Source organism: Bacillus cereus group sp. BfR-BA-01350, from assembly GCF_022663775.1.
Lineage (GTDB): Bacteria > Bacillota > Bacilli > Bacillales > Bacillaceae_G > Bacillus_A > Bacillus_A paranthracis.
The window spans coordinates 656,063-681,892 of the sequence record NZ_JAKUGD010000002.1 but is presented as its reverse complement, the minus strand read 5'-3'; the positions used below and the strand labels follow the sequence as shown (position 1 = coordinate 681,892).

Sequence of the window (25,830 nt, the reverse complement as noted above, 5' to 3'; positions counted from 1 at the left end):
AGCAACGGGAGTAACAGGAGCAACAGGAGTAACGGGAGTAACAGGAGCAACAGGAGTAACGGGAGTAACAGGAGCAACAGGAGCAACAGGGTCAACAGGAGCAACAGGGTCAACGGGAGTAACAGGGACAACAGGAGCAACGGGAGTAACGGGAGTAACAGGAGTAACGGGAGTAACAGGGGCAACAGGAGCAACAGGAACAACAGGTCCAACTGGCGTTATCGGCCCCATAACAACAACTAATTTATTATTTTACACTTTTTCAGATGGAGAAAAACTTATATATACAGATTCAGATGGGCTAGCTCAATATGGTACAACTCACATATTATCTCCTAATGAGGTTTCGTACATTAATTTGTTTATTAATGGAATACTTCAACCACAGCCATTATATCAGGTTAGTACTGGCCAGCTAACTTTATTAGATAATCAACCACCATCACAAGGTTCTTCAATTATTTTACAATTTATCATTATTAATTAAAAAAGACAGATTCTTAAATAAGAAGGATCTGTCTTTTTGCTCTACATTAAAATAGTTAAAACTAAGTGACAATAAATTCGATTGTAATTGGAATTCCACCGTCTAATGCATCTCCGCCAGGAATTGTAATAGCACCAGTAGGTCCAGTAGTAACACTGGAGTTCACACTAGGTTGAAGAATGCCGTTTACATATAAGTTGTAATACGTAAAAGTCGGAAAAGCAGTTGCAGTAGTGCCAGCATCGTTTAAACAAGCTGTAGCAGCAATTGCAAAAGCTGCACCTGTTCCTGTACCAGCTCCTAATGTAGATGTGAATCTTCTAGATGCCATAAATGGTTGAATAATTGGCAATTATTTTTCACTCCCTAAATTATTTTTGAACAAAGTATGGGATAACTTGTCCAATATATTGTATGAAAGTTTTTGATAATAGAAACGGCTTCATGATAGTAGAGGGAACACAATTTTAGTAAAGGTATTGTTGTTACTTGGTGGTTATATGCTAATGCTTAGTTTTTATACTCAAGTTAAAATGTGCTTTTGGACCTAAGAGATAAACGTGGAAAAATAAAATAAACTCTTAAGTTTAGGTGTTTAATCTAAGCAGTCAATTATTAAAAACATATAATTAATATGTGAGTCATGAACATAATTAAATAATGTTTTCAAGCTTAATTATCGTTCATGTTTCCTATTTTAAGCGGAACAAATAACTCAATTACTTTTTTCGATTGGATCTTTTTTAACTCTTATAATAGGAAAACACTCAACTATAAAAATAAGTAAGGAGGAAATAAATGAAACATAATGATTGTTTTGGTCATAACAACTGCAATAATCCGATTGTTTTCACACCAGATTGTTGTAACAATCCACAAACAGTTCCAATTACTAGCGAACAATTAGGAAGATTAATAACTTTACTAAACTCTTTAATTGCGGCTATTGCAGCGTTTTTTGCAAATCCAAGTGATGCAAACAGATTAGCTTTACTCAATTTGTTTACTCAGCTATTGAACTTGCTAAATGAATTAGCACCTTCTCCAGAAGGAAATTTCTTAAAACAATTAATTCAAAGTATTATTAACTTACTTCAATCCCCTAATCCAAATCTAAGTCAATTACTTTCTTTATTACAACAATTCTTCAGTGCTCTTGCACCATTCTTCTTCTCTTTAATTCTTGATCCTGCAAGCTTACAACTTCTATTAAACTTATTAGTTCAACTAATTGGTGCTACTCCAGGAGGAGGAGCAACAGGTCCAACAGGTCCAACAGGTCCAGGAGGAGGAGCAACAGGTCCAACAGGTCCAACGGGTCCAGGAGGAGGAGCAACAGGTCCAACAGGTCCAACAGGTCCAACAGGAGCGACGGGTCCAGCAGGTACTGGTGGTGCAACAGGTTTAACAGGAGCAACAGGCCCAACGGGAGCAACAGGTCTAGCAGGAGCAACAGGTCCAACGGGAGCAACAGGTCTAGCAGGAGCAACAGGCCCGACAGGAGCAACAGGTCTAGCAGGAGCAACAGGCCCGACAGGAGCAACAGGCCTAACGGGAGCAACGGGAGCAACAGGAGCAACTGGTGGCGGAGCTATTATTCCATTCGCTTCGGGTACAACACCAGCTGCGTTAGTTAACGCGTTAATAGCTAATACAGGAACTCTACTTGGATTTGGATTTAGTCAGCCTGGTATAGGATTAGCTGGTGGAACAAGTATCACGTTAGCGTTAGGTGTAGGTGATTATGCATTTGTAGCACCACGCGCAGGTGTTATTACGTCATTAGCAGGTTTCTTTAGTGCAACAGCTGCATTATCTCCATTATCACCTGTTCAAGTGCAGATACAAATATTAACTGCACCAGCTGCAAGTAATACGTTTACAGTACAAGGCGCACCTCTATTATTAACACCAGCATTTGCTGCGATAGCAATTGGTTCTACAGCATCAGGGATCATACCTGAAGCTATTCCAGTAGCAGCTGGGGATAAAGTATTATTATATGTTTCCTTAACAGCAGCAAGTCCAATAGCTGCAGTAGCTGGATTTGTAAGTGCAGGTATTAATATCGTCTAGTTTACTGTAATGTCTGTTAGAAATTTGAACTGGCATTTGTATATAGCCCTTCCTAATTGTATTAGGAAGGGCTATATTTTATGGAAAGATAGGCGATAAATCAATTGAGAAAGTACTCTTTGTTAAAAAAATCAAAATTTATGATTTATAATCTATTGTTTATGGAATAAGTTATAGGATATGAAAAATTATCTATAAATAAAAAAGATGAATTCTATTAGAAATAGAATTCATCTTTTAAATAAAAGGGAAGTACATTATTTATCGTGAGCGTTGCAATGTTATTGTTCAAATTAATAATAAACTATTTGTTTTTATTACAGTTACATCCTTTTTTCTTTACATAGCCTTGCTCGGCTAAGTCTCTTTGTGATTGGGAATTGGAAGATTGAGAATTCGAAGACTGAGAGGATGTTGATGAACTACTATTTTTATTATGAGAGTAGTTTTTTCGATAGTTATAATTACTCATAGTACTATCACCTCCAATTAAATATATAAATATTATATGTATGTACTCTATTGATTGTTACGATAATAAATAGGAATGGGTATACAATAAAAAAATCTCCTACGTATTTCCCGAGGAGATAAATAATTGTCCCTTCACAATATGAATTAATATCCCCAGTAAAGAGGGAAATAATATGAATCTGGATAATATAAATTTTGTTGTGGATTAGGAGGCTGAGTTGCAGGGGGTATCGTTCCGCGGTTCTGATTACAATTTGCTGGAGGACCAATTACTGTAGTGGATTGAATAGGGGATACCGCTTGTTTCCATTGTTGTTCATCGAGACAGTAAGTATGAGCCATTATATTAGCGGGAGTTAATCTTAAAATATCAGAACCAAAAATAACTTCTGGTGTTGGGGCATCGAAAATTGCTAATAAATGAGTATTATCTGCTGTAGCAATTTCATAATGCCACCACGCTTGTGGAATGTTGGCAACTTGCCCTGGTTTTATCGGTAAGTTTAATATTTGATTCGTAAATGGATTCAGTAAAGAAACAACCGCAGATCCTGAAATACAGTAAACAAGTTCAGCTGCATTTTGATGAATATGTGGTTCTACAACATTACCTGAACTTAAATAAATATCTAATAAAGAAGTGTTTTCTAACGTATTTAATTGTTTCATGCCAAGTACGTTTATATAATTTTGAGCATCTTTCTGAAAAAAATTACTTTTATTTAAATCATAAGTGAAATTAGTTGAGGGGGAGGTGTAGTCGATATTAGAAGTCAATTGTATTACCTGCCTTTCTATTAGTAAGTAAGGTTATAAAATTAGGATATGTGTCTAGTATTTGTTATGTGCAGTTGTTGGTATCATAATAAATTTGCCTATTCCATAAAGAATATGGGTTGTATTTCGCATTTTGAATAACAGACCAATCCTTTTTCATAGAGGTATTGGTCTGTTATTCAAGATAGCTTTTGCTGAATAATTAATTGTGCTTTAGCGGTATTGGCGTAATTTAGCCACTCTAATGCCAAGTTTTGTTTTAAACCAAAATGGATTTCTATGATGTCAAAATGAGATACCTTTGTTTTAAGTGGAACAGGTATACCGTTTACTTTTGCATTTTTCATTTTATGTGCAATTTTTGGAAATGCAGAGAAAGTAAAATCAATAATTGTAGCACCATCTGGTAAATAAATAGGTTGTAAATCTGAAGTATAAGCCGTTATGGTATTTTCAAATAGTTCGTACGATACTAGATTGTGGAACGCAATTGGATCTGTAGTTAATAAATTGTTATGCACAATTGTATCATTCATTATTTTATAAGATATGGATTGGACATTTGCAGTTCTATTATTTAATAAAGAAAAAATGCCGTTATCTTTTAATGTTTTTGCTAATTGTGTTTGAATGATAATTGTTTGTTCATTACTATTCATATTGACTTTAGTTTTTAAATTGTTATTAAAATAGCTATTTTCAAGTGCTATATTGTCTTCGAAATAGTTTATAGTTGGATTGTATAATTGATGTATCATTCCAAGAATTTTATAGCAATCTAGTACACTTGTAGTTGTAATACAAATTTGCGAAACCTCTGATACGTTTTGTATTTCTTGTAATTGTGAGTAAGCAGTATAAATCGGAGGGAACTCATAGCTTATTTCAAATGAAAGGTTAGTATCAAAAAAAGAATGAATTCCTTTGCTTAAATCGGTTATATTTTTTTGAAGATGTGGAACATATCCCGTTAAGAATTTAAGTACCTTGCTATATCTTTCTTTATGTAAATATTGAAAAGCAAGATTTTCTAATTCATACTGGATTGTATATAATCCAAGTCGCTTTGCAAGTGGCGCAAAAAGTGTTAATGTTTCATTCGCATATGCTACTTGTTTCGCGGGTTTTTTAACATTCAAAGTTTTTATATTATGAAGGCGATCTATAACTTTAATAATGCCAACACGTATATCATGTTGAGAGGATAATAGTAGTTTTTTAAAATTAATTGCTTCGTATAATACTTTGTTTTGATCTTGTTGTTTTTTCCCTTTTGTTAATCCATTTACAATATATCGAATAGTCGCACCAAAATGTGATTCGATTTCTTCTAGAGAATATTCGGTATCTTCTACAACATCGTGTAATAAAGCAGCAATCAATGTTGTAATGTCAGCTTTATAATTTAGCAGTATTTCTGTAATTGCGAGAGGATGAATAATATATGGTTCTCCAGTTTGACGGTATTGTCCATCATGTGCTTGCTCTGCAAAATATATAGCTTTTTTCAAGAGTTTTAATTCATTAGATTGTAGATAATTTGCCTTTTGTAATAATACCTCGCTCATATAAATCCGTCCCTTAAAATTATTTTTAATAGTAATTCAATATAATAGAATAAATCCCCTTTGAAATTATTTTAATTATGTAAAAAATAAAGGTGTTGAGATGAAACTATATTCGTATATCCATTCATACTTTGGATTGATGGAAAAAAGTAAAGAACGTGTTAATTTAATATTACATCAATCATTAATAAGGGGTGAAGGTTCATGTCATTTAGTGAAATGATTAGAAATGAAGTGCTTGGCTGGGCAGGTGTCTCTGAAAAACCGCATCGATTTGGCGGCATTGAAATAAATTATGGCAAGAAAGAACTTGGTCATCTGCATGGAGATAAGTTAGTTGATTTACCATTTCCAAAGTTAAAGCGGGATGAATTAGTAAAACAAGGATTGGTCAAACCACATCACGTATTACCTGAATCAGGATGGATAAGTTATTATATAAAGAGTGAAGAGGATATACCATTTGCAATTGAGTTATTTCGTATGCAATATGACCGAATAAAAAATAATGAAATAAAATAGATGAGTAAAAATATATTTTTATGTCACATCCCTCCTTAATCGTTCGTCTTGTATGTAGAACGATAAGGAGGGATTTTATTATGAAGAAATTTGATGTAGCCATTGTTGGTGGTGGGCTTGCTGGATTAGTAGCATCTATATATTTAGCGAAAGCTGGAAAGAAAGTTATTGTATTAGAAAAGTCCAGTCACTTAGGTGGTCGAGGGATGACTATAAATAAAAATGGCATTTGTATGAACCTTGGTGCACATGCTTTATATAGAGGAGGGGAAGCGTTTATAACTTTTAATGAGTTAGGTATAAATCTTCCAGGTGGAATCCCATCTACAAAAACACACGGAATATGGAAAGGAGATATTTTCACCATCCCAACAGATTTTCGCTCAATTTTATCAACACCGTTACTTTCATGGTCTGCAAAAGTACAGTTCGCTCGGCTTATGATTCATTTAGGAAATTTAGATGTAGGAAAAGTTCCCCAAATGAGTCTAACTACATGGGCAGAAAATGAAATTAAAGATCCAATGGTTCGAAATATATTTTATGCATTATGCCGAACAACGACATATACGTATGCTCCTACAATACAATTAGCATCTTCAGTACTAAATCAGATACAGCTTTCTATGAAAGAAGGAGTACTTTATGTAGATGGTGGTTGGGAGACGATAATAACAACTTTAAGGGATATAGCGAATACGAATGGTGTGCAAATTCTAGCTAAAAAGCATGTTTTGAAAATAGAGCATTGTGAAGGGGAACAAAGAATATACTGTTTTGACGATGCAGTATTTGAAGCAGATGCAGTTATTGTAACAACCCCACCGAAAGAGGCTTGTAAAATGATAAAAGGTGCTGAAGGAACAAGTTTGCAAAGGTGGAGTGAACAATCAGTACCGGTTACCGTTGCTGCATTAGATATTGGTTTGAGACGATTACCTAATCCGACACATCAATTTGCATTAGGGTTAGATCAGCCTATATTTTTCACGAATCAATCAAGAGCAGCTAAATTAAGTGATGATGGATCAATTGCAGTGAGTTTAATTAAGTACCATAATCCTGTACTAGAGATGAAACATACTCATGAAGATAAAGAACTGTTAGAAAGTACAATGGATTTGCTACATCCAAATTGGAAAAGAGAAGTTGTTGCACAGCAATATTTACCGAAAATAACAGTAGTATATGATTTTCTTCATATAAACCGAGTTGAAAAACCAGGTCCTAATATACCTGAAATGCCAGGTGTTTATGTAGCAGGAGATTGGGTAGGGCATGATGAAATATTAGCTGATGCTGCAGTGGCAAGCGGAAAACGTGCAGCTTTACACATTTTAAAGCATTCCGAAAGTGAGGTAGTTCATCATGGAAACGGAGCAGTTATATGAAGCATATCAACCATTATTATTTTCATTAGCATACAGAATTCTTGGGAGTGTTATGGATGCTGAGGATATCGTTCATGACGTTTTTATCTCGTTAAATAAAATAGAGGACGTTCAATCTATAGAAAATATGAAAGCATATTTATGTAAAATGGTAACAAATCGATCCATTGATAAATTACGTTCAGCAGCACATAAACGGAACGTATATGTCGGAATGTGGTTACCAGAACCATTTGTGGAAGAGACTGATGACCCATCAGAGTCATTTGTAATGAAAGAATCAATTTCTACGGCATATTTATTACTTTTACAACAATTGTCTGAAGTAGAGAGGGTTGTTTTCATATTAAGAGAAGTTTTCGATTATGAGTACGAAGAAATCGCTTCGATTGTTGATAGGAGTAGTGCGAATTGCCGGAAAATCTTTCAACGTGCACGAAAAAGTATTTTAGATAAGCCGAAGCAGTCAAAGTTAAGTACGAAACAAATGGCTGCTTATGTGGAAAAGTTTGTATCATCATTACAATGTGGAGATGCGCAAGGCATGTTAGAAGTATTAAAAACAGATGCGATATTGAAAGCTGATGGTGGTGGCAAAGTTACAACTGCAATTCATCCAATCTATTCTGCAGATAGAATTATTCGTTTATTCTCTGGAATTAGAAGTAAGTTCCCATCAGCGTACAATGTTGATTATAAGATAGTAAATGGTGCCCCAGGTGTTATTGTTAAAGTGAAAAACAAAGTGACTTATGTACTTTCATTCACATTTGAGAATGAGAAAATCTCAAATATTTATATGATGGTTAATCCTGAAAAACTTATGCACTTAAATAGAATAGTATAAAAAAGACGCATTTCTTTAGAAGTGCGTCTTTTTATTATTTCTCTAACATTTCAAGGGGTACGTCTTTTTCGCCAGCTACCTCAAATTTAATTTCCCCGTCTTCTTCATAAATACGTGAAATAATCGGTATAGTAATCATTAATTTTTTATGCTGCTTTCGCTTTCGAGCGGCATCTAAGCTAATCACGTTCATTGTAAGCATCCTTTCTTCTAATAAATATATAAACAAAAGAAAATGCGTCCGGAAAGGGCGCTTAATTGAATTTGAAATACCGATTCATTTAAATGAGGTTTATATGATTTAACAACTGCAATTGAAATAAAAATAGTATGAATGGAATAATTGCACGTAGAAATTAACTTTACCAAAAAACGAAACAATATGCTATAAAAAATTTCAAATCTTTATCATATAACGAGAAAAAGGTTTTCGTTTCGCATATAATGAAAGTAGACGGGCAACGAGAGCTTTCTCATCATATTGCTTTGGAAAGGCGATGAAAAGAATGGATACGTTAGATTCATTATTACTTCAACTTGAACAATATGGAGAAGAGCATGATCGAAATAAAAAAACACGGGAAGAAAAATTACGGAATATTTCTCGTGAGATGGGGCAGTTTTTATCAATTTTAGTAAAAGGGTGTAGCGCAATAAACATTTTAGAAATTGGAACTTCTAATGGTTATTCTACATTGTGGTTAGCTAATGCGGTAGAAGAAACAAATGGAAATGTAACAACTGTGGAGCTTTCTTCAGAACGAGTTGGAGAGGCACTTGTCAATTTTGAAAAGGCAAACTTGTTGCAAAGGATTGATGTTCATAATCAAGAAGCAGGGGCATTTTTAGATGCGCAACTAGATCATTCATTTGATTTTATTTTCCTAGATTCAGAGCGTACGCAATACATGTGGTGGCTTGAGCATATAAAACGCATTTTACAACCAAAAGGTCTTCTTGTTGTCGATAATGCTACTTCTCATGCGAGTGAATTAGCTGAGTTTATAAAAATGATTGAAGAAGATAAAATGTTTGAAACAGTGTTATTGGCATTTCAAAATGGTGCATTTGTAGCGCGTAAGAAGCAATAGGATTGAACGCAATATAATTATCACATTGAAAAAGGGTGTATGTCAAAAGATTGAGTACAGTAGGATGGGAAGGACGTAATTTATATATGTAACATACGAAGAATCCGCCTTCAGCATGTCGGTCTCTAGGTCTTAAGTCTGAGGAAAATTATGTTGTTTACAGGTATACTTATAGTAAGAAACAGGGAATGACTGCATAAGCAGGTATTTCTTGAAAATTGATTTCATATAGGCTGTTTGCACATGAAATACAATATATTAGATGAAATATAGTGCACATAAATTCGCACATATAAATAAAGGAGCGATTTTGTTGACTGAACTCGAGAAAAAAGAACCCGTATCAATTGTGAAAGATAATAATGTAGAAGTAGTAGTTGATACAGTTATAAAAGATGAAGAACTTGATGAATTAAATAAAGAAGCCGATCTTTATGTACAAAAATTAAATAGCGAGCAAAATACAGATTTATCGAAAGTATTGTCTCAGCTAGGAGATTTAGGGGATAAAGAACAACAAGCAGCAGGACAAACGTTATCAGCATTAAAACGTCCTGTCACAGCGATGATGAACGGGAAAAATGAAGAAATCCCGAATACATTGTTAGAATTACGAAAAGTAGTATCAGAACTTGATCCAAATTCATTAAAAGCAAGTGGTATGAAGAAAATTATGTTTAAAGTATTCAAGAAAAATCCACTTGAAACATACGTGCATAAATACCAATCTATAGATAAGCAAATTGAGGAGATTATAAGATCGCTTCTAATTGGCCGTGACAACTTACAAGAAGATACTGTTGGCCTAGAGATGCTTAAGGAACAATCGCACGATAAAATTCATGCGCTCGATAAGCAAGTATACTTAGGAAAAAAACTGGCAGGCATGCTCGAAGCTGAGAAGCAAAATCCCGAACGTCAAAGAGACATTCCATTAATTAACGATGCATTAGAAAAGATTCTAGTGCGTACACGTAATATGCAGCAAGCGAAAAGTGTGTTATTACAATCTATCGCATCTGTAGACATTATTAAGAAAAATAATGAAAAGTTAACAGAGGCAATTCGTAATGCAATTACGATGACGCAAAACGTTGTAACGGTTTCCGCTGCGATTCAGCTAGCATTAACGAATCAACGTAAAACAATTGATGCAGTGAATGCAACAAATGAAGCAATTGAATCCATGGTATTAAGTAATTCCCAAGCGTTAAAACAAAATACAGAAGAAACAACAAAACTTCTTGAAAATCCTGCAATTAGCATGGATAAATTACGCGAATCATTCCAAAATGTATTTGCTGCAATTGAAGCTTCTGAAAAATCGTCAGAACGTATTATCGAGTCAAGTAAGAAGTTTGTTATTGAACTAGACACATTTAATGATGAAATGAAACAAAAACTCATTCAGCGTCCAAGGAAATAACAGACTTTTAGAGGAGGTGAAAAAATGAGTTTCATTCAAACCGTATTAGTACTATTGGGTACATTACTTTTAATCGCTTTTACTGTTGTTGTTTTAGTTGTATATTTCGGACGTAAACTGTATTTTTCATGGACGAAGCCATATAAAAGAGCGCATGATTCTTTAGATAAGTTATCGAATAAATCATTACCGTTTCTACAAGAATTTACACAACATCCCCTTTTTTATCGCTGGATTCGTACGGAAGGAAAGAAAGAACAACATATATTAAACACGCTTTTCTGTGCATCGGGTCAACGTACGAGAGAGCAAGTATTCTCAATGTTACCGAAAGAAAAACAGAAAAAAGTACATGTAATGGCAAAAACAACGAAAAAACTTACAAATGAAGATATTGATGTAGCGGCGATGAAAGTAAAAGATTTTTTAAGACAAGAAACGCAGCAAACAGTAAAACCGACAGATTTATCGTTTTATAAATTGTATTTTTATGATCGATATCCAGATGCATTAAATACAATTCAAGCGTATAAACGCTCAATAAATCCTTCATTACAACGAACGGTTGATGATATTACAATTTCAGTATTAAATGCTTTGCCATATTATCAAGAGCAGCGTATGTTTGAACAGCAACATAAACTTGAAACGTTCTTAATGAAAGATTTAATAGCGATGCTATCGTTAGTCGTACAATTACCACCTTCACAACGGCCAGAAAAAGAAGAAGAATTAAAAATCTACTTGCAAAATTTTCAAAAAGAAATGGAAGAAGTAGAGCGAGATATTCGTGACTCGATTGATCACGATTTGAATGTGAAGATGAGAGCAGCGACTGAGAAGTTTAAAAATAAATAAAAAAGGCGCCTTAAAGCTTTAATACTTAGCTTTAAGGCGTTTTTTATTAGCTGTTATTTTGCTTTAACGGTAGTATGACTAGATGCAACACTTTCATTATGCAATCGATCAACCGCAGTTACTACATACGTATATGTTTCTCCAGGAATAGCCGTTTTATCTACATAAATTTCTCCAGGCTTTGTCTTTCTTACAGTAGTAAGTAAATTTTTCGGATTTTCTATATTCACTTCACTTTTTCCATTCACGCGGTAAATAGCGTAATAAGCAGAATCATTCTCTCTATTATCAATGATACCTACAGCAATACCTTCATCTCTTGGAATAGCACCTTTTAAAGTCGGTTGTTTTGGTGGATCATGATCAAGCCAAGGCATAGAGGGGATTAATGCAGGATATTTATATATGTCTTTTGAGAGTCTATCTTTAATTCCTAGTGGATTGTTATTAATATCTTTCAAGCTAAAATGCATACTACCTTTTATTTCAGGATATAACCGATTTAATTCAATTTGTCTTGGGTATTCTTCTGGATCAGACCAAGCTGGGACAGAATTATTATTAATTTTATAGGCTGCCTGACCGATGTAGAGGTGAATCGGTTTATTATTTGTTTCTTTTACCCACCAATCTACTAAAATGTCATATGCAGCTGGTGTGAAACCAATATTCCAATAGATTTGCGGAGTAATGTAGTCAATATATCCTTTTTGTATCCACTCACGTGTATCAGCGTAAAGGTCATCATAGTTCCTTTGACCTGCAGTTGTGTTAGAGCCAGTTGGATCGTCAGCTATATTTCGCCATACGCCGAACGGACTTATGCCAAACTTTACATATGATTTTTCTTGTTTTATAGCAGTATTTAAATCTTTTACAAGTTCATTTACATTGTTACGTCGCCAATCCTCTATATTTGTAAATCTACCGTTATTATACGTTTCGTACGTTTTTTGATCGGGGAATTGTTCACCTGCTACTTTATATGGATAAAAATAATCATCCATATGCAGCGCATCAATGTCATAATTTTGCACGATTTCTAAAGCACCTTCAGTTATAAATTTTTTCACTTCTGGAATACCGGGATTGTAATATAACTTCCCGCCATAAGGTACAATCCAATCGGGGTGTTGTTTTGCAGGGTGATTATTTGATAATCGATTTATATCAGTGTGATTCATCGTTATTCGGTATGGGTTAATCCATGCGTGGAATTCTATATTTCTTTTATGTGCTTCATCGACCATAAATGCGAGTGGGTCATAACCAGGATCTTTTCCTTGTGTGCCCGTAATGTATTCAGACCAAGGACCGTAATTTGAAGGATAGAAAGCATCAGCGGTTGGTTTGATTTGTACAACGACTGCATTCATACCGGTTTTTTTTACATCGTCTAATAATCTAATAAACTCTTGTTTTTGATTTTCGATGGGTAAGCCGGTTTTTGAGGGCCAATCAATATTAAGAACAGATGCGATCCATACAGCACGTAATTCATGTTTTTTATACGTAGTATTAGCTTCAGCATAAGTAGAGTGAGGGGAAATGAAAGTGAAAGGAATAAAAAAGATGACGATACAACATATCATTAATAAACGTTTAACAATCATTTATACGCCTCCCTATTATGTGGTTAACTATTATGATATCCGAGATGAGGTTGTTCTTACAATTGAGAAAAATAAATATTGAAACATTAATTTAATAGGAAAAATATTTTTACTGAAATTTACTTTCATTATAACTAAATTCTTTCACTACTTCATATGCTTGTTAGTAAAGTGAAACTTCCTTTCATTTGAAGGGGAATAAATTATAAGTATAGGAGGATTCATAAATGAAGGTTTTGTTCGTTTGTTCTGGAGGAATGTCCAGCGCAATTGTTGTAAACGCTTTAAAAAAGGAGGCGGAGAAAAAGGGTATGAACATGGAAGTGCATGCGATTGGAACAAATGAGGTAGAGGAAGAAGTAAAGAATGGCTGGGACGTTGTAATGGTTGCACCTCAAGTTAGACATCGATTTGATTCTGTTAAAAAATTCGCAGAAGAGGAATCTATCCCGTGCGGTATTATACCGCCGCAAGCATATACACCTCTTGGTGGACCGACTTTATTAAAGACTGTAAATGATTTAATTCGTTAGGGGGAACCGTTATGAATAAGTTTGTCACGTTTCTCGATAAAAACTTATCTGGACCGATGGCAAGACTTTCTGAACAGAGACATTTACAAGCAATCCGTGATGGAGTTATTTCAGCATTACCATTTATCATCGTAGGAAGTTTCTTTTTAATCGTAGCATTTCCACCATTACCGAAAGATAGTTTCATATCTGTTTGGGCATTAAAAAATCAAACAAGTATATTAATACCATATCGCCTAACGATGTTTATTATGTCTTTATATATAGCATTTGGAATAGGATATAATTTGGCGAAAAGTTATAAATTAGATGCTTTATCGGGAGCTCAGCTAGCAGTATGTTCACTGCTATTAACATTAACTCCTGAATTAATTGATAAAAAAGGATTTATGCTTCCGATGACAAATCTCGGAGGTCATGGGTTATTCGTGACAATGATTGTTTCTATTTTATCAGTTGAGATTTTAAGATTTTGTAAGAAGAACAACGTAACGATCAAAATGCCAGAACAAGTACCGCCGTCAGTATCACGTTCGTTTGAAGCACTTATACCTGCTGCATTCGTTATTATTATTATGAGTCTTATTACAGTTGTTTTTAAAGTTGATGTACATTACGTAGTGGATAAATTAGCCGCACCGTTAGTCAAAGCTGGTGATAGTTATTTTGGCGTTATAATACCTGTATTTTTAATTACATTCTTCTGGTCCTTCGGAATACATGGTGTAGCGGTTGTAGGTACTGTGGCGAGACCGCTTTGGGATGTATATTTAGGGAAAAATGGTGAAGCTGTAGCAAGTGGTGCGAGTCAATTTCCATTCATTGCACCAGAACCGTTTTATCAATGGTTTATTTGGATTGGTGGTTCGGGTGCAACGTTAGGGCTTGTGTTAGCGATGATCGTATTTGGTCGATCAAAATATTCGAAGGCATTATCGAGAACTTGTATTGTGCCTGGGATTTTTAATATTAATGAACCAGTTATATTCGGCTTGCCGATTGTATTGAATCCAATTTTAATTATTCCTTTCGTCATTACGCCGCTAGTAACAGCGACTATCGCTTATGCTGCAACTGCAATGGGATTTGTAACGTCAACTCATATTATGCCGCCATGGACATTACCAGCTCCAATTGGTGCATATTTAGCTACAGGAGGAGATTGGCGTGCAATTGTATTAGTCTTAATAAATATAGCAATATCATTCCTTATTTATTTACCATTCTTTAAAATGTACGACAAAAATATGCTTGAAATTGAGAAGAATGGTGAAGGGGAATCTGTTAATCCATAATCTTTATGCTTTATTTTGTGAGTGATAGGCTTTTTGTCTATCACTTCTTTCACATTAAGTTGAGAGAGGGTGAATTGAATGAATATAAAATTTAGTTATAAAGGTGTATTTTTATTATTATTTGGAGTGATATGTGCGAATTTACTTTTTGTGCCTATATTAAGAATGCTACATCTATCACAAATGCATAGTATATGGCTCGTTACAAGCATTGCGGCAAGTATTTTGCTTACAGTAGTTGTTTCTTTCATTGATGGATCGTTTGCATCGAAAGCTCAGTTGTTTTTTAGATTTATATTGTTTTCGATCGGTTGTACATTTGTAACTTACATGATTGTTTTTTAGTAAATAGGAGGTCATGCATGTTATGTATATTGCAGGGGTAATGTCCGGTACTTCATTAGATGGAATAGATGTAGCGCTCGTTCGTATAGAAGGGAGTGGTGTAGAGTCTAAGGTCGAACTCATCCATTTTACTACAGTTCCATTTTGTAATGATATAAAAAGTGAAATACAACAAGCGTTATCAATAGAAAATTCAAATGTCGAACTCATATGTAGTTTGAATTTTAAGCTCGGTTTATGTTTTGCCAATGCTGTAAAGGAAGTTTGTAAAGAGGCCAATTTTTCTTTGGAACAATTAGATTTGATAGGTTCTCACGGACAAACGATTTATCATCAGCCGAAACAAGATGGTAATAGGATACCTTCCACATTGCAAATTGGGGAACCTGCAGTAATAGCATACGAAACGAACACGACGGTTATTTCAAATTTCCGAACGATGGACATGGCAGCAGGAGGACAAGGTGCACCACTTGTGCCATATTCAGAGGTCATTTTGTATCGTGATCCAAGTAAAAATAGACTACTACAAAATATTGGTGGGATTAGTAATGTTACAGTAATACCAAATCAACAAAGTGATCAGAACGTTATAGCTTTTGATACTGGTCCAGGGAATATGATAATTGATGAAGTATGTCAAAGGTTATTTCAGTTGCCATATGATCAAAATGGTGAAATTGCAAAACAGGGTAGAGTTGTAGATGAAATTTTGACATATTGTATGAGTCATCCATTTTTGAAAATGAATCCACCGAAATCAACAGGTAGAGAACAGTTTGGAGAAAAATTTGCAAGTGAATTATTGAAGCGGTTTGAAAAGCATAGTAAAGAAAATATATTGACGACTGTCACGATGTTTACTGCAAATTCAATTGTTCATCATTATAAGAAGTTTATCTTGCCGTATTATGAAATCGATGAGGTGATATTAGGCGGTGGTGGCAGTTATAATAGCACACTTGTTGAAATGTTGCGAAATGGATTGAAGGATGAAAACTGCGCAATATTCATTCAAGAAGATATAGGCTATTCTTCAGAGGCGAAAGAAGCTATCGCCTTTGCAATTTTAGCAAACGAAACGCATCATTGCAATCCGAGTAATGTGCCAAGCGCAACAGGTGCAAAGCAATCTGTAGTTTTAGGGAATATAACATTCCCTCCGGTATGAAGAAAATGAGGTGAACATATATGAAGTATATGATTGGAGTAGATGGTGGCGGAACGAAGACAGAAGCAATTGCCTTCGATCAAGACGGAAAGGAAATTATAAGTGGTAAGAGCGGTTTTGGAAATATATTAATAGATTTTGAAGAAGCTCTTGTGCATATTATGGAAGCGATTGATCAATGCCAGAAAAATGTAGTGAAAGGACATTGCGTTTGTATTTGTTTAGGATTAGCAGGTATAAGTGGCGCAAATATAAATGAATTAACATTACGTCTAAAACAGAAGTACGGAATACAAATTGAAGTTTTTAATGACGCAATGATAGCACATGCCGCTGCTTTAAAAGGGAAAGATGGAATATTAACCATTGGTGGTACAGGTGCAATTTGTATTGGAAAGAAAGGAAAAGTGTACGAGTATAGTGGGGGATGGGGACATATTTTAGGTGATGAAGGAAGTGGATATTGGATTGCATTACAAGCTTTAAAGAGAATGGCAAATCAATTTGATCAAGGCGTTACACTTTGTACATTAAGCTTAAGGATTCAAGATGAGTTTCAATTATTAACATCGTCTCATATAAAAAGACTAGTTTATAGTTCTTCAAAAGATAAAGTTGCAGCAATCGCACCATTAGTTATTCGGGAAGCTAGAAATGGGAATGATGCTGCACATGAAATTATGATGCAAGCTGGAAATGAATTAGGAAGGATTACGGTAAATGTTTATAACAAGATGCAGTTTGATTTATCAACTTCAATTGCAGTAAGTGGCAGCATATTACGTTTCATTCCTGAAATATATGATGAATTTAAGAAATGCTGTGAGAAAAGCATAGGAAAAGTTACATTTATATCACAATCACAATCTGCAGTGAAAGGAACATATTATTTAATGAAAAATACATATTTTAAAAAATAGCTGTATGAGAATTTTTGTATGATTTGTAAATATATGATGTTAAAATGTATAAAGGGATGTGGATAGAAACGTACAATATACATAGTTCTTGAATATTGTATAAGTACTCCTACGTAGAAAGTGAATGATTACATGATTAATAGTATGCAATTTTTGTATTTGGTCGCTTCTTATTTATTTGGAAACATATTGACTGCTTATATAGTAACGAAATGGAGACATAACGTTGATATTCGCGATGAAGGAAGTGGTAATCCTGGCGCAAGAAACATGGGGCGCGTATATGGAAAAGGGTATTTCGTTGCTACATTTTTAGGTGATGCGATCAAAGGGGCAATCGTAGTTTCTATTGCAAAATACCTTTTTGAAGATTCTACATTCGTAATGCTAACATTATTGGCTGTAATAATTGGACATATTTATCCAGTTTTATTTAAAGGTAAGGGCGGTAAAGGCATTTCAACATTTATCGGAGGACTAATCGCATTTGATTATTTGATAGCGCTTACCCTCGTTGCAGTTTTCATTATATTTTATTTAATCTTTAAAGGATTTACGAAGCCAGGACTAATTACAATTGCTTGTTTACCACTTTGCATGATTTTGTATTCTTACTCAATTGTTACGACTATTTTAAGTGCACTCATCATTGTACTTATTTTATATGTAAATCGCGAATGAAATAAACATTTAATAAGTGGGGTTAATCTCCACTTATCATTTTTTATTAAATAGATAAAGGAGATAGGGCATGGGGTTAATTTATAAAGTTGCTGATCAAGTTTGGGAATTTGAAAGTATACATAAATTGAATTATAAAACATTTGTAGAAGAAATTCCGCAACATGAAGAAACGAAAGATCGTGTTCGTATAGATCGTTTTCATGAAGAAAATACATATTTAATTTGTTTAGATGACGATAAGTTAGTAGGTATGGTTGCGTTGCGAGGAAAACGACCATTCTCGTTAGATTATAAAATTTCAAATCTAGATTTTTATTTGCAAGTACATGGAGAAAACGTATATGAAATTCGTTTACTTTCAGTAGAAAGTGAATATCGAAATGGAAGAGCGTTATTAGGTTTAATTCGCTTTTTACATCGTTATTTGCTTCTAAATGGATATGAATTGGCACTCATTTCTGCAACAACACGTGAACTACCTTTATATGAGCAAATGGGATTCAAAGCTTTCCATACGTTAGTTGGTACAGAAGCAGCAGCATTCCAGCCAATGTATGTTACCCCTGCTATGTTTGAAGCGTCGAGTGTTGGGGGAATTATGACGAAAGAGTATACGTTTTTACCCGGCCCAGTAGATATTGAAGAGAATGTTCGAAAGGCATTTTCTACTAAGCCTATTTCACACCGTTCTAAGTCATTTCAAGTGACGATGGATAATGTAAAGAAACGATTACTTCAAATGACAAAAGCAAAACGTGTGCAAATCATGTTAGGAACAGGGACATTAGCGAATGATGCCATTGCTTTACAGTTACGTTCTTTAAAAGGAAAGGGGCTCGTATTAACAAATGGGGAATTTGGTAATAGATTAGTCGGGCATGCAACACGCGCGCAATTACATTTTGATACGTATAAAAAAGAAATGGGGGAACCATTTCTTTATACAGAATTAGAAAAAGTAATGGAAAGTGGAATTTATGAATGGCTTTGGTTTGTTCACCATGAAACATCTACCGGAATGTTAAATGATTTAGACGAGCTAAATGCTCTAAGTAACAAGTATCAACTGAAACTATGTGTAGATTGTATCAGTTCGATTGGAGCAATACCGATAGATTTAAAGGATATATATTTTGCAAGCGGTGTTAGTGGAAAAGCGATTAAATCATATACAGGATTATCTTTTGTTTTTCATAACCATATTGTAAAAATAAATGAAGCAGTACCGGCCTATATGGACATTGGTATGTACGAAGAAAATGAAAGTATTCCATATTCTCATTCATGGAATTTAATTTATGCTTTGCAAGAAGCATTGAAGAGATTTGAAGATGAAACAGCATTTGTAAAAATAAAAGAGACATATGATTATATAGAAGAAGCTATTACGACTATAGGATTAAACCTTGTTTCACCTAAAGAACATGCCGCGCCAATTATACTTACGATTCAATTAAGCGAAGGCCAGTCCTCTAAAACGATAGGTGATGAGTTAGCATTACAAGGATATATTGTCCATTATGAATCAGCGTATTTACAAAAGAATAACTGGATCCAAATTGCATGCCTAAATCATTACAAAGAACGTGATATGAAAAGGATGTTGAATTGTTTACAAATGTGTGTATTACAGAGTGAGGTACATATATAAAGACTTTTTCTTAATATAGATGGTTTCGTATAAAGGAGTTGCTACATACGAAAAATTAGGAATAGAACATTGGAAGAGGTGTTAGTATGATAACTAAAAAACTACCATTACATATAGACGATATTAAAAAAGCTCAAAGCATTCTGGATAGAAATGCTCGTAAAACTCCATTAGTAAAATCATTTTATTTGACTAGTAAAACGGGTGGAGAAATTCACTTGAAATTAGAAAATATGCAATTAACAGGTTCGTTTAAATTCCGTGGTGCGTTTAATAAAATGTCACAGCTGACAGATCAAGAAAAAAAGAGAGGAGTAATTGCTTGTTCTGCTGGTAATCATGCGCAAGGAATTGCTTTATCTGCTCATTTACTCGATATTAAAAGTAAAATTGTAATGCCGATTTCTGCCCCTCAAGCGAAAGTTGATGCAACGAGAGGATATGGATCTGAAGTGGTTTTACATGGTGAAACCTTTGATGATGCGAAGGCAAAATGTGAGGAGATTATTAGAGAAACAGGTGAAACATACTTACATCCATATGACGATGTAGAAGTAATGGCTGGTCAAGGTACAATAGGATTAGATATTCTTGATGATATGTGGGATATTGATACGGTCATTGTACCAATTGGTGGAGGAGGAATTATTTCTGGAATTGCTGTTGCATTAAAATCTTTTAATCCGTCGATTCATATAATTGGTGTCCAAGCAGAAAATGTTCATGGGATGAAGGCGTCTTATGACAAAGGTACAATTATAGAACATTATGAGGCACCTACGATAGCAGATGGTTGCGCGGTAAAAATACCAGGAAATTTAACTTTTGAAGTTGTAAAAGAATTAGTAGATGATATTGTAACAGTATCAGAAAAAGAGCTGGAAGTAGCGATGAAAGACTTATTGCAACGCGGGAAAGCTGTTGTAGAAGGTGCAGGCGCATTAGCTACTGCTGCTCTACTTGCAGGGAAAGTGGATACATATATTAAAGAGAAAAAAGTAGTAGCAGTTATATCTGGTGGGAACGTAGACTTACAGCGCATATCGAGTGTTTGTGAACAATTTTTTGTGGCGAATGAAGTGAAATAGTTTTATGAAAAAGGAGCTAAATGAAATTATATTAGCTCCTTTTTCATTATGTTTGTGCGGGAGTAAATAATGACTCCATTTTTACTTTGCTCTTTTCTCGAATTTCAGCGTCTGCATGGCGCATCACGTATTTATGAGCTACAGCGATCGCCAAAACATCATCTAATAAGCCAATCCCAATAATAGCAGCTATATCTGGAATAAAGTCGATTGTTAATACGTAATAGGATAAAGCGGCTAATATGATGAACTTCGCTTTAGTAGGTAACCCTTTTTTTCTCATTGTGTAATATAAAATAATACTTTCATATACGCTAGATTTACCGAGGTTTGCTGAGCTTTTCTTGAATTTTTTCCAAAGTGTCTGTTTCTCCACATAAACACTCCTTTTACAAAAACATAGATTTTTTAAAAGGATAGACAAAGAAGTGAGGAAATAATCAATTTTATTGTTTTTCTTATTGTATATTTCCATGAAAATAGGGAATTACCTGTTCAAAATAATAGAATGTTGGGTATGTAACGACTCACAGTGTATATGTTCGTTCCAAGTAAAGGTACTACGTAGATAACGTTTTGTGGTAATACGTATTAAAGTTAATTTTTTACATTAATCTCTGCATTCGTACAATGTTAAATTACTTCTAAATAATCTATTGGTGAGAAATTTGGTAATTCTTGAATAGCCCCCTTTACTCGCTGGTGATTCATAAGCTTCTAATGTGATTCTGTTATTAATCGATTAGCCACTTCTTCTAGCATTTCAGGTGTTACTTTGTTTTGAATTATTTTTCCTCTCTTTTCTCCCATCTTCTTGAAAGTAGTCACTTCGGTGATGGCTTTTTTATTTTCTCAGATGAAGCCGATGAGTTTGAGTTTTAGAATTTTATCGTGGTATTATTTATGTAACAAGGGGATGTTGTAAGAAAAAATACAATTTGAGGGGAAGATGAGAATGGGAATTTATAACTATGAAGCGAAAGAGGATTTGCAAGTAGGGGAAGTTTGTTTAGAACGAGATATTTATGAAATTATTAATTTTTACAAGAAAGGATCAATAGTTTTATGTGATTCAGTATCTCGTTTCAGTGCGAATTCAGACAGAATGTTTGAAGTGATAAAAAGGATAGAAACATATATGCATAAAAATGAAGACTATACATATCAGGTTTCGGATAGGCCTAAGTTAATTTATGTAGTTGAGCAGGTAAGATAAGGAAAGCATTCATAACGGATGCTTTTTTCTTTGTTATATAGAAAGTACACATTAAACGTAAATTAGAACGAAATGTATGTAGATGATTTAGTTTTTATTAAACATTTATTAAGCGGTATGGGGGAAGAAAAATGAAAATAATAGAACTACCAATTGAATTCGAATTTAATGAGCAAAAACAATGTATTTATCCAAGTTTAATTATAATACATAATGAATTAACATTAGTCGATACAGGATATACAAATTTTTTACCTTTAATTGAAAATGCAATATTAAAACATGGGTATGAGCTGAAAAACTTAAAAAATATAATTATTACTCATTATGATGATGATCATATAGGATCTTTATATGATTTCAAAGTGAAATATCCTCAAGTTAATATTATTTCGAGTGAAATTGAATCCAGCTACATTAATGGTGATAGAAAATCAGAGAGATTAGTTCAAGCAGAAGAAATGTTAGAACGTATGCCAAATGAAGAAAAAGAATTTGGTAAATGGTTTATACAACAGTTAAAAAATATAGGACATATTTCCGTCGATGAAAAAGTACATGATGGCCAAATGATTTTGAATAATGAATGTCAAATAGTAGCGACTCCAGGACATACTTCGGGGCATATTTCATTATATTTCCCGAATTTAAACTGTGTAATTACAGGAGATGCGGCTGTTCAAGATAATCATGAATTAGTAATAGCTAACCCAAGTTTTTGTTTAGATTTAGAAAAAGCGGAAGAATCTCTAAAAAGAATTAAAAACCTTAAAGCAGCAACGTATTATTGTTATCATGGAGGAAAGCTCATGATATAAAATATTAAAAAGCTGATCTTTCTTATATCGAAAAAATCGGTTTTTTAATTCATAGATTCCGCAATTCTAATCAAATCATTAACATTGTAGTTCAATCCCTTCTGTTATATAGGACTGCATTAATTCTTTATCATTTTTGAGCAAAGCATGTTTGAATTCACTGATTACATCTGTTTGAGATTTTGCCGTTATAATTGTGGTGGATTGAAAATATAGTAAGTAAAATATGCAAAAGATCCTTATGAATGTAGTTGTCAATTTTATCACCCTATAACTATATTTCCGTAACATTGAAATATATATGTACAGGAGGGGGAGAAGATGAGTTTATTATTTGATGTAATAGCAGATATCATTTTATTTTTCCCTCAAAATGACATGAAATTAAAACATCATATTGCCAAATTAAGCGAATTTGAGTGGTTTCGAAAGTTACACGAAGATACAAAGTATACAAGATTAATTTGGAGTAATAGAAAAGTTAAGAAGTTCATTTTGTCTTCTACTAACATGGAAGCATTAATAAATTCTGAGAAAAAACAAAAAGAACTTGTCCAACTAGTACATGATGAATATAAAAAAAGAAGATAAGAATTTTTTTATTTTTCATATTTGGGGAAACAAATGGTACAATGAAAGCTAATGTGAAAAATAAGGAAAAGAAGTGGTCAATGTGAAAAACTTTTTAGAATTAGGAATTAGTGAAACGTTTAATCATACATTACGTGAAAATGGAATTACAGAAGCAACCCCAATTCAAGAGCAGGCAATTCCTGTTATACTGTCAGGTAAAGATATTATTGGGCAGGCGAAAACAGGAACGGGTAAAACGTTAGCATTTGTGTTACCGATTTTAGAAAAAATCGATCCAGAATGTAGCGATGTTCAGGCTTTAATTGTTGCACCAACTAGGGAACTAGCACTGCAAATTACAACTGAAATTAAAAAAATGCTTGTGCAAAGAGAAGATATTAATGTTCTAGCGATTTATGGTGGGCAAGATGTAGCGCAACAATTGAGAAAGTTAAAAGGTAATACACATATTGTTGTAGCGACACCAGGACGATTATTAGATCATATACGACGTGAAACAATTGATTTAAGTAATCTGTCAACGATTGTACTAGATGAAGCGGATCAAATGCTTTATTTCGGTTTCTTATATGATATTGAAGATATTTTAGATGAGACACCTGGCAGTAAACAAACGATGTTATTCTCAGCAACGATGCCAAAAGATATAAAAAAATTGGCGAAGCGTTATATGGATGAGCCGCAAATGATTCAAGTACAAAGTGAAGAAGTAACGGTAGATACAATTGAGCAGCGTGTCATTGAGACGACAGATCGTGCAAAGCCAGATGCACTTCGTTTTGTTATGGATCGTGATCAGCCATTTTTAGCAGTTATTTTCTGTCGTACAAAGGTTAGAGCGAGTAAGCTTTATGATAATTTAAAAGGACTAGGTTATAATTGTGCTGAACTTCATGGTGATATACCTCAAGCGAAACGTGAAAGAGTTATGAAGAGTTTCCGCGAAGCTAAAATTCAGTACCTAATCGCAACGGATGTAGCAGCTCGTGGACTTGATGTAGATGGTGTAACGCACGTATTTAACTATGATATCCCTGAAGATGTAGAGAGTTACATTCACCGCATTGGCCGAACAGGACGTGCAGGTGGATCAGGTCTTGCAATTACGTTCGTTGCAGCGAAAGATGAAAAACATTTAGAAGAAATTGAAAAAACGCTTGGCGCACCAATACAAAGAGAAATAATCGAACAACCGAAGATAAAACGTGTAGATGAAAATGGAAAACCGCTACCAAAGCCGGCTCCGAAGAAATCAGGCGAGTATCGTCAAAGAGATAGCCGTGAAGGTTCAAGAAGTGATTCAAGACGTGGTTCGAGAAATGGCTCAAGAAGTGATGCAAGAAATAGTTCAAGAAATGAAAACAACCGATCATTTAATAAGCCAAGTAATAAAAAAGGTAGTACAAAGCAAGGTCAGCAAAGACGTGGTCGTTAAATAGTTATAATTGTAAAGAGTCGCAAAATATTGTGGCTCTTTTTTTGTTTGTATAGAACAAGGATGATAGCAAGAAAAAAACGGAAATTTCATTCACCGTATTTAAAACTTACAAAGGAAAGTTTATAGTCCAAAACCAGTAGAACAAGGGTATTACAACCATGTCGTAATTCAAGAACAAGTGCAACTTACGTATGGACAATATTTAATCGAAAAAAATCGAGAGAAAGCAATTCGTACTAGCCCCTCTGATGATGATACGAATTATGAAAAAATCAATTGGTATAACGATATAAAAACATCTTTTGCAAACAAAGAATTGGCCGATTTGGTGAAAGAAATTTGTAACTTTGTTAGTTTTGTTCGATGGGAACTCGAGATGCACAACTGCCATCCTTATTGGGAAATTGCTTACTACGGCGATGAAGGTAATGTAGTGTGAAGTTAACAGAAGGGATAGTATGCGAAATAAGAAAAAGGACTAGCAGTCGTACCTGCTGTCCTTTAATAGGAGAAAAAATAATCTTGTTTAGAACTACGCATAAACAGAAAATCTGCTTGTGATTAGTTTTACCCTAAATATAAGTGTCTATACAAAAAAAGGGATAAGTAAAAAATACTTATCCCCGGAAGGGAAATCCCAAGCACCAAAATGGCTCGTATTGGTCTGCAGGTTCAAAAGTAGTATATGTAAAACAAAAAATCTCATACAAAAAGCAGACAACGATTTTGGTTGTCTGCCCGTGAGTTCAATGAGTTAGCTAATTGTGATAAATTGCATCCCCATTACGAGAAGAGTGAAGCTGCTAGTTCAAACAGCTTGTTGGTATTATTTTCGATTTCTTAAAAAATATACAGAGAAAGCAGATAAGTGAAGAACCTACCTGCTTCTGCTGTAACAAAAGAAAGAAGTATTAGCCGTGGACACGGCGGCTTGAAAATAGTATGTA

General features: G+C 34.2%; 27 protein-coding genes and 1 pseudogene. 21 read left to right on the top strand and 7 right to left on the bottom strand.

Going from position 1 to position 25,830, the window contains the following annotated elements; all coding sequences use genetic code 11:
- A partial coding sequence (locus MR147_RS07695; RefSeq protein WP_242303898.1) for a DUF4183 domain-containing protein occupies nucleotides 1–487 on the top strand: 487 nt, incomplete at its 5' end.
- A gap of 61 nt (nucleotides 488–548) precedes the next feature.
- Here the strand turns inward: MR147_RS07695 and MR147_RS07690 are convergent.
- The gene (locus tag MR147_RS07690) at nucleotides 549–839 is read right to left on the bottom strand and encodes a DUF4183 domain-containing protein (protein ID WP_001121647.1); all 291 of its coding nucleotides are present in this window, start codon (nucleotides 837–839) and stop codon (nucleotides 549–551) included.
- A 446-nt stretch (nucleotides 840–1,285) separates the two neighbouring features.
- Between MR147_RS07690 and MR147_RS07685 the strand changes: the two genes are divergently transcribed.
- Nucleotides 1,286–2,563 (top strand): exosporium glycoprotein BclB-related protein, encoded by a 1,278-nt coding sequence (locus MR147_RS07685; protein WP_074608355.1) that lies wholly within the window; start codon nucleotides 1,286–1,288, stop codon nucleotides 2,561–2,563.
- Nucleotides 2,564–3,181: 618 nt separating this feature from the next.
- Here the strand turns inward: MR147_RS07685 and MR147_RS07680 are convergent.
- Complete coding sequence (locus tag MR147_RS07680) at nucleotides 3,182–3,814, bottom strand: cupin domain-containing protein (protein WP_074608357.1); 633 nt, start codon at nucleotides 3,812–3,814, stop codon at nucleotides 3,182–3,184.
- A 179-nt stretch (nucleotides 3,815–3,993) separates the two neighbouring features.
- Complete coding sequence (locus MR147_RS07675) at nucleotides 3,994–5,382, bottom strand: HD domain-containing protein (RefSeq protein WP_074608358.1); 1,389 nt, start codon at nucleotides 5,380–5,382, stop codon at nucleotides 3,994–3,996.
- Nucleotides 5,383–5,586: 204 nt separating this feature from the next.
- On the opposite strand from MR147_RS07675, the gene MR147_RS07670 reads away from it, so the two are divergent.
- The 3 genes from MR147_RS07670 (at nucleotide 5,587) to MR147_RS07660 (ending at nucleotide 8,142) form a co-directional block, all read left to right on the top strand.
- Nucleotides 5,587–5,904, top strand: coding sequence for a luciferase domain-containing protein (locus MR147_RS07670; protein ID WP_071679605.1), 318 nt, complete (start codon nucleotides 5,587–5,589; stop codon nucleotides 5,902–5,904).
- A gap of 80 nt (nucleotides 5,905–5,984) precedes the next feature.
- Entirely contained in the window at nucleotides 5,985–7,295 is a 1,311-nt protein-coding gene (locus tag MR147_RS07665; protein WP_242303897.1) for a phytoene desaturase family protein, read from the top strand.
- Nucleotides 7,273–8,142, top strand: coding sequence for a sigma-70 family RNA polymerase sigma factor (locus MR147_RS07660; RefSeq protein WP_070806012.1), 870 nt, complete (start codon nucleotides 7,273–7,275; stop codon nucleotides 8,140–8,142). The genes MR147_RS07665 and MR147_RS07660 overlap by 23 nt, the downstream gene beginning before the upstream one ends.
- 34 nt (nucleotides 8,143–8,176) lie before the next feature.
- Here MR147_RS07660 and MR147_RS07655 read toward each other — a convergent pair whose 3' ends face one another.
- Entirely contained in the window at nucleotides 8,177–8,335 is a 159-nt protein-coding gene (locus tag MR147_RS07655) for a hypothetical protein (protein ID WP_001100983.1), read from the bottom strand.
- A 304-nt stretch (nucleotides 8,336–8,639) separates the two neighbouring features.
- On the opposite strand from MR147_RS07655, the gene MR147_RS07650 reads away from it, so the two are divergent.
- The 3 genes from MR147_RS07650 to MR147_RS07640 all read left to right on the top strand — a co-directional run bounded on the left by MR147_RS07650 (nucleotide 8,640) and on the right by MR147_RS07640 (nucleotide 11,517).
- Entirely contained in the window at nucleotides 8,640–9,233 is a 594-nt protein-coding gene (locus tag MR147_RS07650; RefSeq protein WP_074608364.1) for an O-methyltransferase, read from the top strand.
- A 313-nt stretch (nucleotides 9,234–9,546) separates the two neighbouring features.
- Nucleotides 9,547–10,659 (top strand): toxic anion resistance protein, encoded by a 1,113-nt coding sequence (locus MR147_RS07645; RefSeq protein WP_000137402.1) that lies wholly within the window; start codon nucleotides 9,547–9,549, stop codon nucleotides 10,657–10,659.
- Nucleotides 10,660–10,683: 24 nt separating this feature from the next.
- The gene (locus MR147_RS07640; RefSeq protein WP_074608366.1) at nucleotides 10,684–11,517 is read left to right on the top strand and encodes a DUF3974 domain-containing protein; all 834 of its coding nucleotides are present in this window, start codon (nucleotides 10,684–10,686) and stop codon (nucleotides 11,515–11,517) included.
- Nucleotides 11,518–11,570: 53 nt separating this feature from the next.
- On the opposite strand, the gene MR147_RS07635 is transcribed toward MR147_RS07640, so the two are convergent.
- Nucleotides 11,571–13,130, bottom strand: a complete 1,560-nt coding sequence (locus tag MR147_RS07635; protein ID WP_074608368.1) for a glycoside hydrolase family 10-like protein — start codon at nucleotides 13,128–13,130, stop codon at nucleotides 11,571–11,573.
- Nucleotides 13,131–13,357: 227 nt separating this feature from the next.
- Here MR147_RS07635 and MR147_RS07630 point away from each other — a divergent pair, with 227 nt between their 5' ends.
- The 8 genes from MR147_RS07630 (at nucleotide 13,358) to tdcB (ending at nucleotide 20,817) form a co-directional block, all read left to right on the top strand.
- Nucleotides 13,358–13,663: a PTS sugar transporter subunit IIB gene (locus MR147_RS07630; protein WP_000865887.1), complete on the top strand. Its 306-nt coding sequence runs from the start codon at nucleotides 13,358–13,360 to the stop codon at nucleotides 13,661–13,663.
- An 11-nt stretch (nucleotides 13,664–13,674) separates the two neighbouring features.
- Nucleotides 13,675–14,958 (top strand): PTS sugar transporter subunit IIC, encoded by a 1,284-nt coding sequence (locus MR147_RS07625; protein WP_242303896.1) that lies wholly within the window; start codon nucleotides 13,675–13,677, stop codon nucleotides 14,956–14,958.
- A 78-nt stretch (nucleotides 14,959–15,036) separates the two neighbouring features.
- Nucleotides 15,037–15,303, top strand: a complete 267-nt coding sequence (locus tag MR147_RS07620; protein ID WP_001021954.1) for a hypothetical protein — start codon at nucleotides 15,037–15,039, stop codon at nucleotides 15,301–15,303.
- A gap of 22 nt (nucleotides 15,304–15,325) precedes the next feature.
- The gene (gene anmK / locus MR147_RS07615; RefSeq protein WP_242303895.1) at nucleotides 15,326–16,474 is read left to right on the top strand and encodes an anhydro-N-acetylmuramic acid kinase AnmK; all 1,149 of its coding nucleotides are present in this window, start codon (nucleotides 15,326–15,328) and stop codon (nucleotides 16,472–16,474) included.
- Nucleotides 16,475–16,494: 20 nt separating this feature from the next.
- Nucleotides 16,495–17,394: a BadF/BadG/BcrA/BcrD ATPase family protein gene (locus MR147_RS07610; RefSeq protein ID WP_074608374.1), complete on the top strand. Its 900-nt coding sequence runs from the start codon at nucleotides 16,495–16,497 to the stop codon at nucleotides 17,392–17,394.
- Nucleotides 17,395–17,526: 132 nt separating this feature from the next.
- Nucleotides 17,527–18,075 (top strand): glycerol-3-phosphate 1-O-acyltransferase PlsY, encoded by a 549-nt coding sequence (gene plsY / locus MR147_RS07605; protein WP_000610858.1) that lies wholly within the window; start codon nucleotides 17,527–17,529, stop codon nucleotides 18,073–18,075.
- 70 nt (nucleotides 18,076–18,145) lie between these two features.
- Nucleotides 18,146–19,729 (top strand): aminotransferase class V-fold PLP-dependent enzyme, encoded by a 1,584-nt coding sequence (locus MR147_RS07600; RefSeq protein WP_074608376.1) that lies wholly within the window; start codon nucleotides 18,146–18,148, stop codon nucleotides 19,727–19,729.
- Between the two features lie 86 nt (nucleotides 19,730–19,815).
- Nucleotides 19,816–20,817, top strand: coding sequence for a bifunctional threonine ammonia-lyase/L-serine ammonia-lyase TdcB (gene tdcB, locus MR147_RS07595; protein WP_074608377.1), 1,002 nt, complete (start codon nucleotides 19,816–19,818; stop codon nucleotides 20,815–20,817).
- Between the two features lie 46 nt (nucleotides 20,818–20,863).
- On the opposite strand, the gene MR147_RS07590 is transcribed toward tdcB, so the two are convergent.
- A complete protein-coding gene (locus MR147_RS07590) occupies nucleotides 20,864–21,193 on the bottom strand; it encodes a YkvA family protein (protein WP_000415077.1) in 330 nt (109 codons plus the stop codon).
- Between the two features lie 579 nt (nucleotides 21,194–21,772).
- Here MR147_RS07590 and MR147_RS07585 point away from each other — a divergent pair.
- Nucleotides 21,773–22,033, top strand: coding sequence for a hypothetical protein (locus MR147_RS07585; protein WP_139302805.1), 261 nt, complete (start codon nucleotides 21,773–21,775; stop codon nucleotides 22,031–22,033).
- A 131-nt stretch (nucleotides 22,034–22,164) separates the two neighbouring features.
- The gene (locus tag MR147_RS07580; RefSeq protein WP_242303894.1) at nucleotides 22,165–22,851 is read left to right on the top strand and encodes an MBL fold metallo-hydrolase; all 687 of its coding nucleotides are present in this window, start codon (nucleotides 22,165–22,167) and stop codon (nucleotides 22,849–22,851) included.
- 87 nt (nucleotides 22,852–22,938) lie between these two features.
- Here the strand turns inward: MR147_RS07580 and MR147_RS07575 are convergent.
- Nucleotides 22,939–23,142, bottom strand: a pseudogene (locus MR147_RS07575) (hypothetical protein); the annotation flags it as partial.
- A 30-nt stretch (nucleotides 23,143–23,172) separates the two neighbouring features.
- Between MR147_RS07575 and MR147_RS07570 the strand changes: the two are divergent.
- The 3 genes from MR147_RS07570 (at nucleotide 23,173) to MR147_RS07560 (ending at nucleotide 25,322) form a co-directional block, all read left to right on the top strand.
- Nucleotides 23,173–23,442 carry a hypothetical protein gene (locus MR147_RS07570; protein ID WP_074606342.1) on the top strand — a complete coding sequence of 90 codons (270 nt, stop codon included), beginning with the start codon at nucleotides 23,173–23,175 and terminating at the stop codon, nucleotides 23,440–23,442.
- Between the two features lie 73 nt (nucleotides 23,443–23,515).
- The gene (locus MR147_RS07565) at nucleotides 23,516–24,880 is read left to right on the top strand and encodes a DEAD/DEAH box helicase (protein WP_074606344.1); all 1,365 of its coding nucleotides are present in this window, start codon (nucleotides 23,516–23,518) and stop codon (nucleotides 24,878–24,880) included.
- A gap of 181 nt (nucleotides 24,881–25,061) precedes the next feature.
- Nucleotides 25,062–25,322, top strand: a complete 261-nt coding sequence (locus MR147_RS07560) for a hypothetical protein (protein WP_074606346.1) — start codon at nucleotides 25,062–25,064, stop codon at nucleotides 25,320–25,322.
- Nucleotides 25,323–25,830 lie beyond the last annotated feature (508 nt).

What these genes read in the sequence shown, in the direction of transcription:
- MR147_RS07660 (WP_070806012.1), top strand. Translation starts at nt 7,273, where the DNA reads ATGGAAACGGAGCAGTTATATGAAGCATATCAACCATTATTATTTTCA.
- MR147_RS07665 (WP_242303897.1), top strand. Translation starts at nt 5,985, where the DNA reads ATGAAGAAATTTGATGTAGCCATTGTTGGTGGTGGGCTTGCTGGATTA.
- MR147_RS07655 (WP_001100983.1), bottom strand. Translation starts at nt 8,335, where the DNA reads ATGAACGTGATTAGCTTAGATGCCGCTCGAAAGCGAAAGCAGCATAAA.
- MR147_RS07585 (WP_139302805.1), top strand. Translation starts at nt 21,773, where the DNA reads ATGGGAATTTATAACTATGAAGCGAAAGAGGATTTGCAAGTAGGGGAA.
- MR147_RS07570 (WP_074606342.1), top strand. Translation starts at nt 23,173, where the DNA reads ATGAGTTTATTATTTGATGTAATAGCAGATATCATTTTATTTTTCCCT.
- MR147_RS07670 (WP_071679605.1), top strand. Translation starts at nt 5,587, where the DNA reads ATGTCATTTAGTGAAATGATTAGAAATGAAGTGCTTGGCTGGGCAGGT.
- MR147_RS07685 (WP_074608355.1), top strand. Translation starts at nt 1,286, where the DNA reads ATGAAACATAATGATTGTTTTGGTCATAACAACTGCAATAATCCGATT.
- MR147_RS07620 (WP_001021954.1), top strand. Translation starts at nt 15,037, where the DNA reads ATGAATATAAAATTTAGTTATAAAGGTGTATTTTTATTATTATTTGGA.
- MR147_RS07625 (WP_242303896.1), top strand. Translation starts at nt 13,675, where the DNA reads ATGAATAAGTTTGTCACGTTTCTCGATAAAAACTTATCTGGACCGATG.
- MR147_RS07675 (WP_074608358.1), bottom strand. Translation starts at nt 5,382, where the DNA reads ATGAGCGAGGTATTATTACAAAAGGCAAATTATCTACAATCTAATGAA.
- tdcB (WP_074608377.1), top strand. Translation starts at nt 19,816, where the DNA reads ATGATAACTAAAAAACTACCATTACATATAGACGATATTAAAAAAGCT.
- MR147_RS07610 (WP_074608374.1), top strand. Translation starts at nt 16,495, where the DNA reads ATGAAGTATATGATTGGAGTAGATGGTGGCGGAACGAAGACAGAAGCA.
- anmK (WP_242303895.1), top strand. Translation starts at nt 15,326, where the DNA reads ATGTATATTGCAGGGGTAATGTCCGGTACTTCATTAGATGGAATAGAT.
- MR147_RS07640 (WP_074608366.1), top strand. Translation starts at nt 10,684, where the DNA reads ATGAGTTTCATTCAAACCGTATTAGTACTATTGGGTACATTACTTTTA.
- MR147_RS07630 (WP_000865887.1), top strand. Translation starts at nt 13,358, where the DNA reads ATGAAGGTTTTGTTCGTTTGTTCTGGAGGAATGTCCAGCGCAATTGTT.
- MR147_RS07635 (WP_074608368.1), bottom strand. Translation starts at nt 13,130, where the DNA reads ATGATTGTTAAACGTTTATTAATGATATGTTGTATCGTCATCTTTTTT.
- plsY (WP_000610858.1), top strand. Translation starts at nt 17,527, where the DNA reads ATGATTAATAGTATGCAATTTTTGTATTTGGTCGCTTCTTATTTATTT.
- MR147_RS07580 (WP_242303894.1), top strand. Translation starts at nt 22,165, where the DNA reads ATGAAAATAATAGAACTACCAATTGAATTCGAATTTAATGAGCAAAAA.
- MR147_RS07650 (WP_074608364.1), top strand. Translation starts at nt 8,640, where the DNA reads ATGAAAAGAATGGATACGTTAGATTCATTATTACTTCAACTTGAACAA.
- MR147_RS07600 (WP_074608376.1), top strand. Translation starts at nt 18,146, where the DNA reads ATGGGGTTAATTTATAAAGTTGCTGATCAAGTTTGGGAATTTGAAAGT.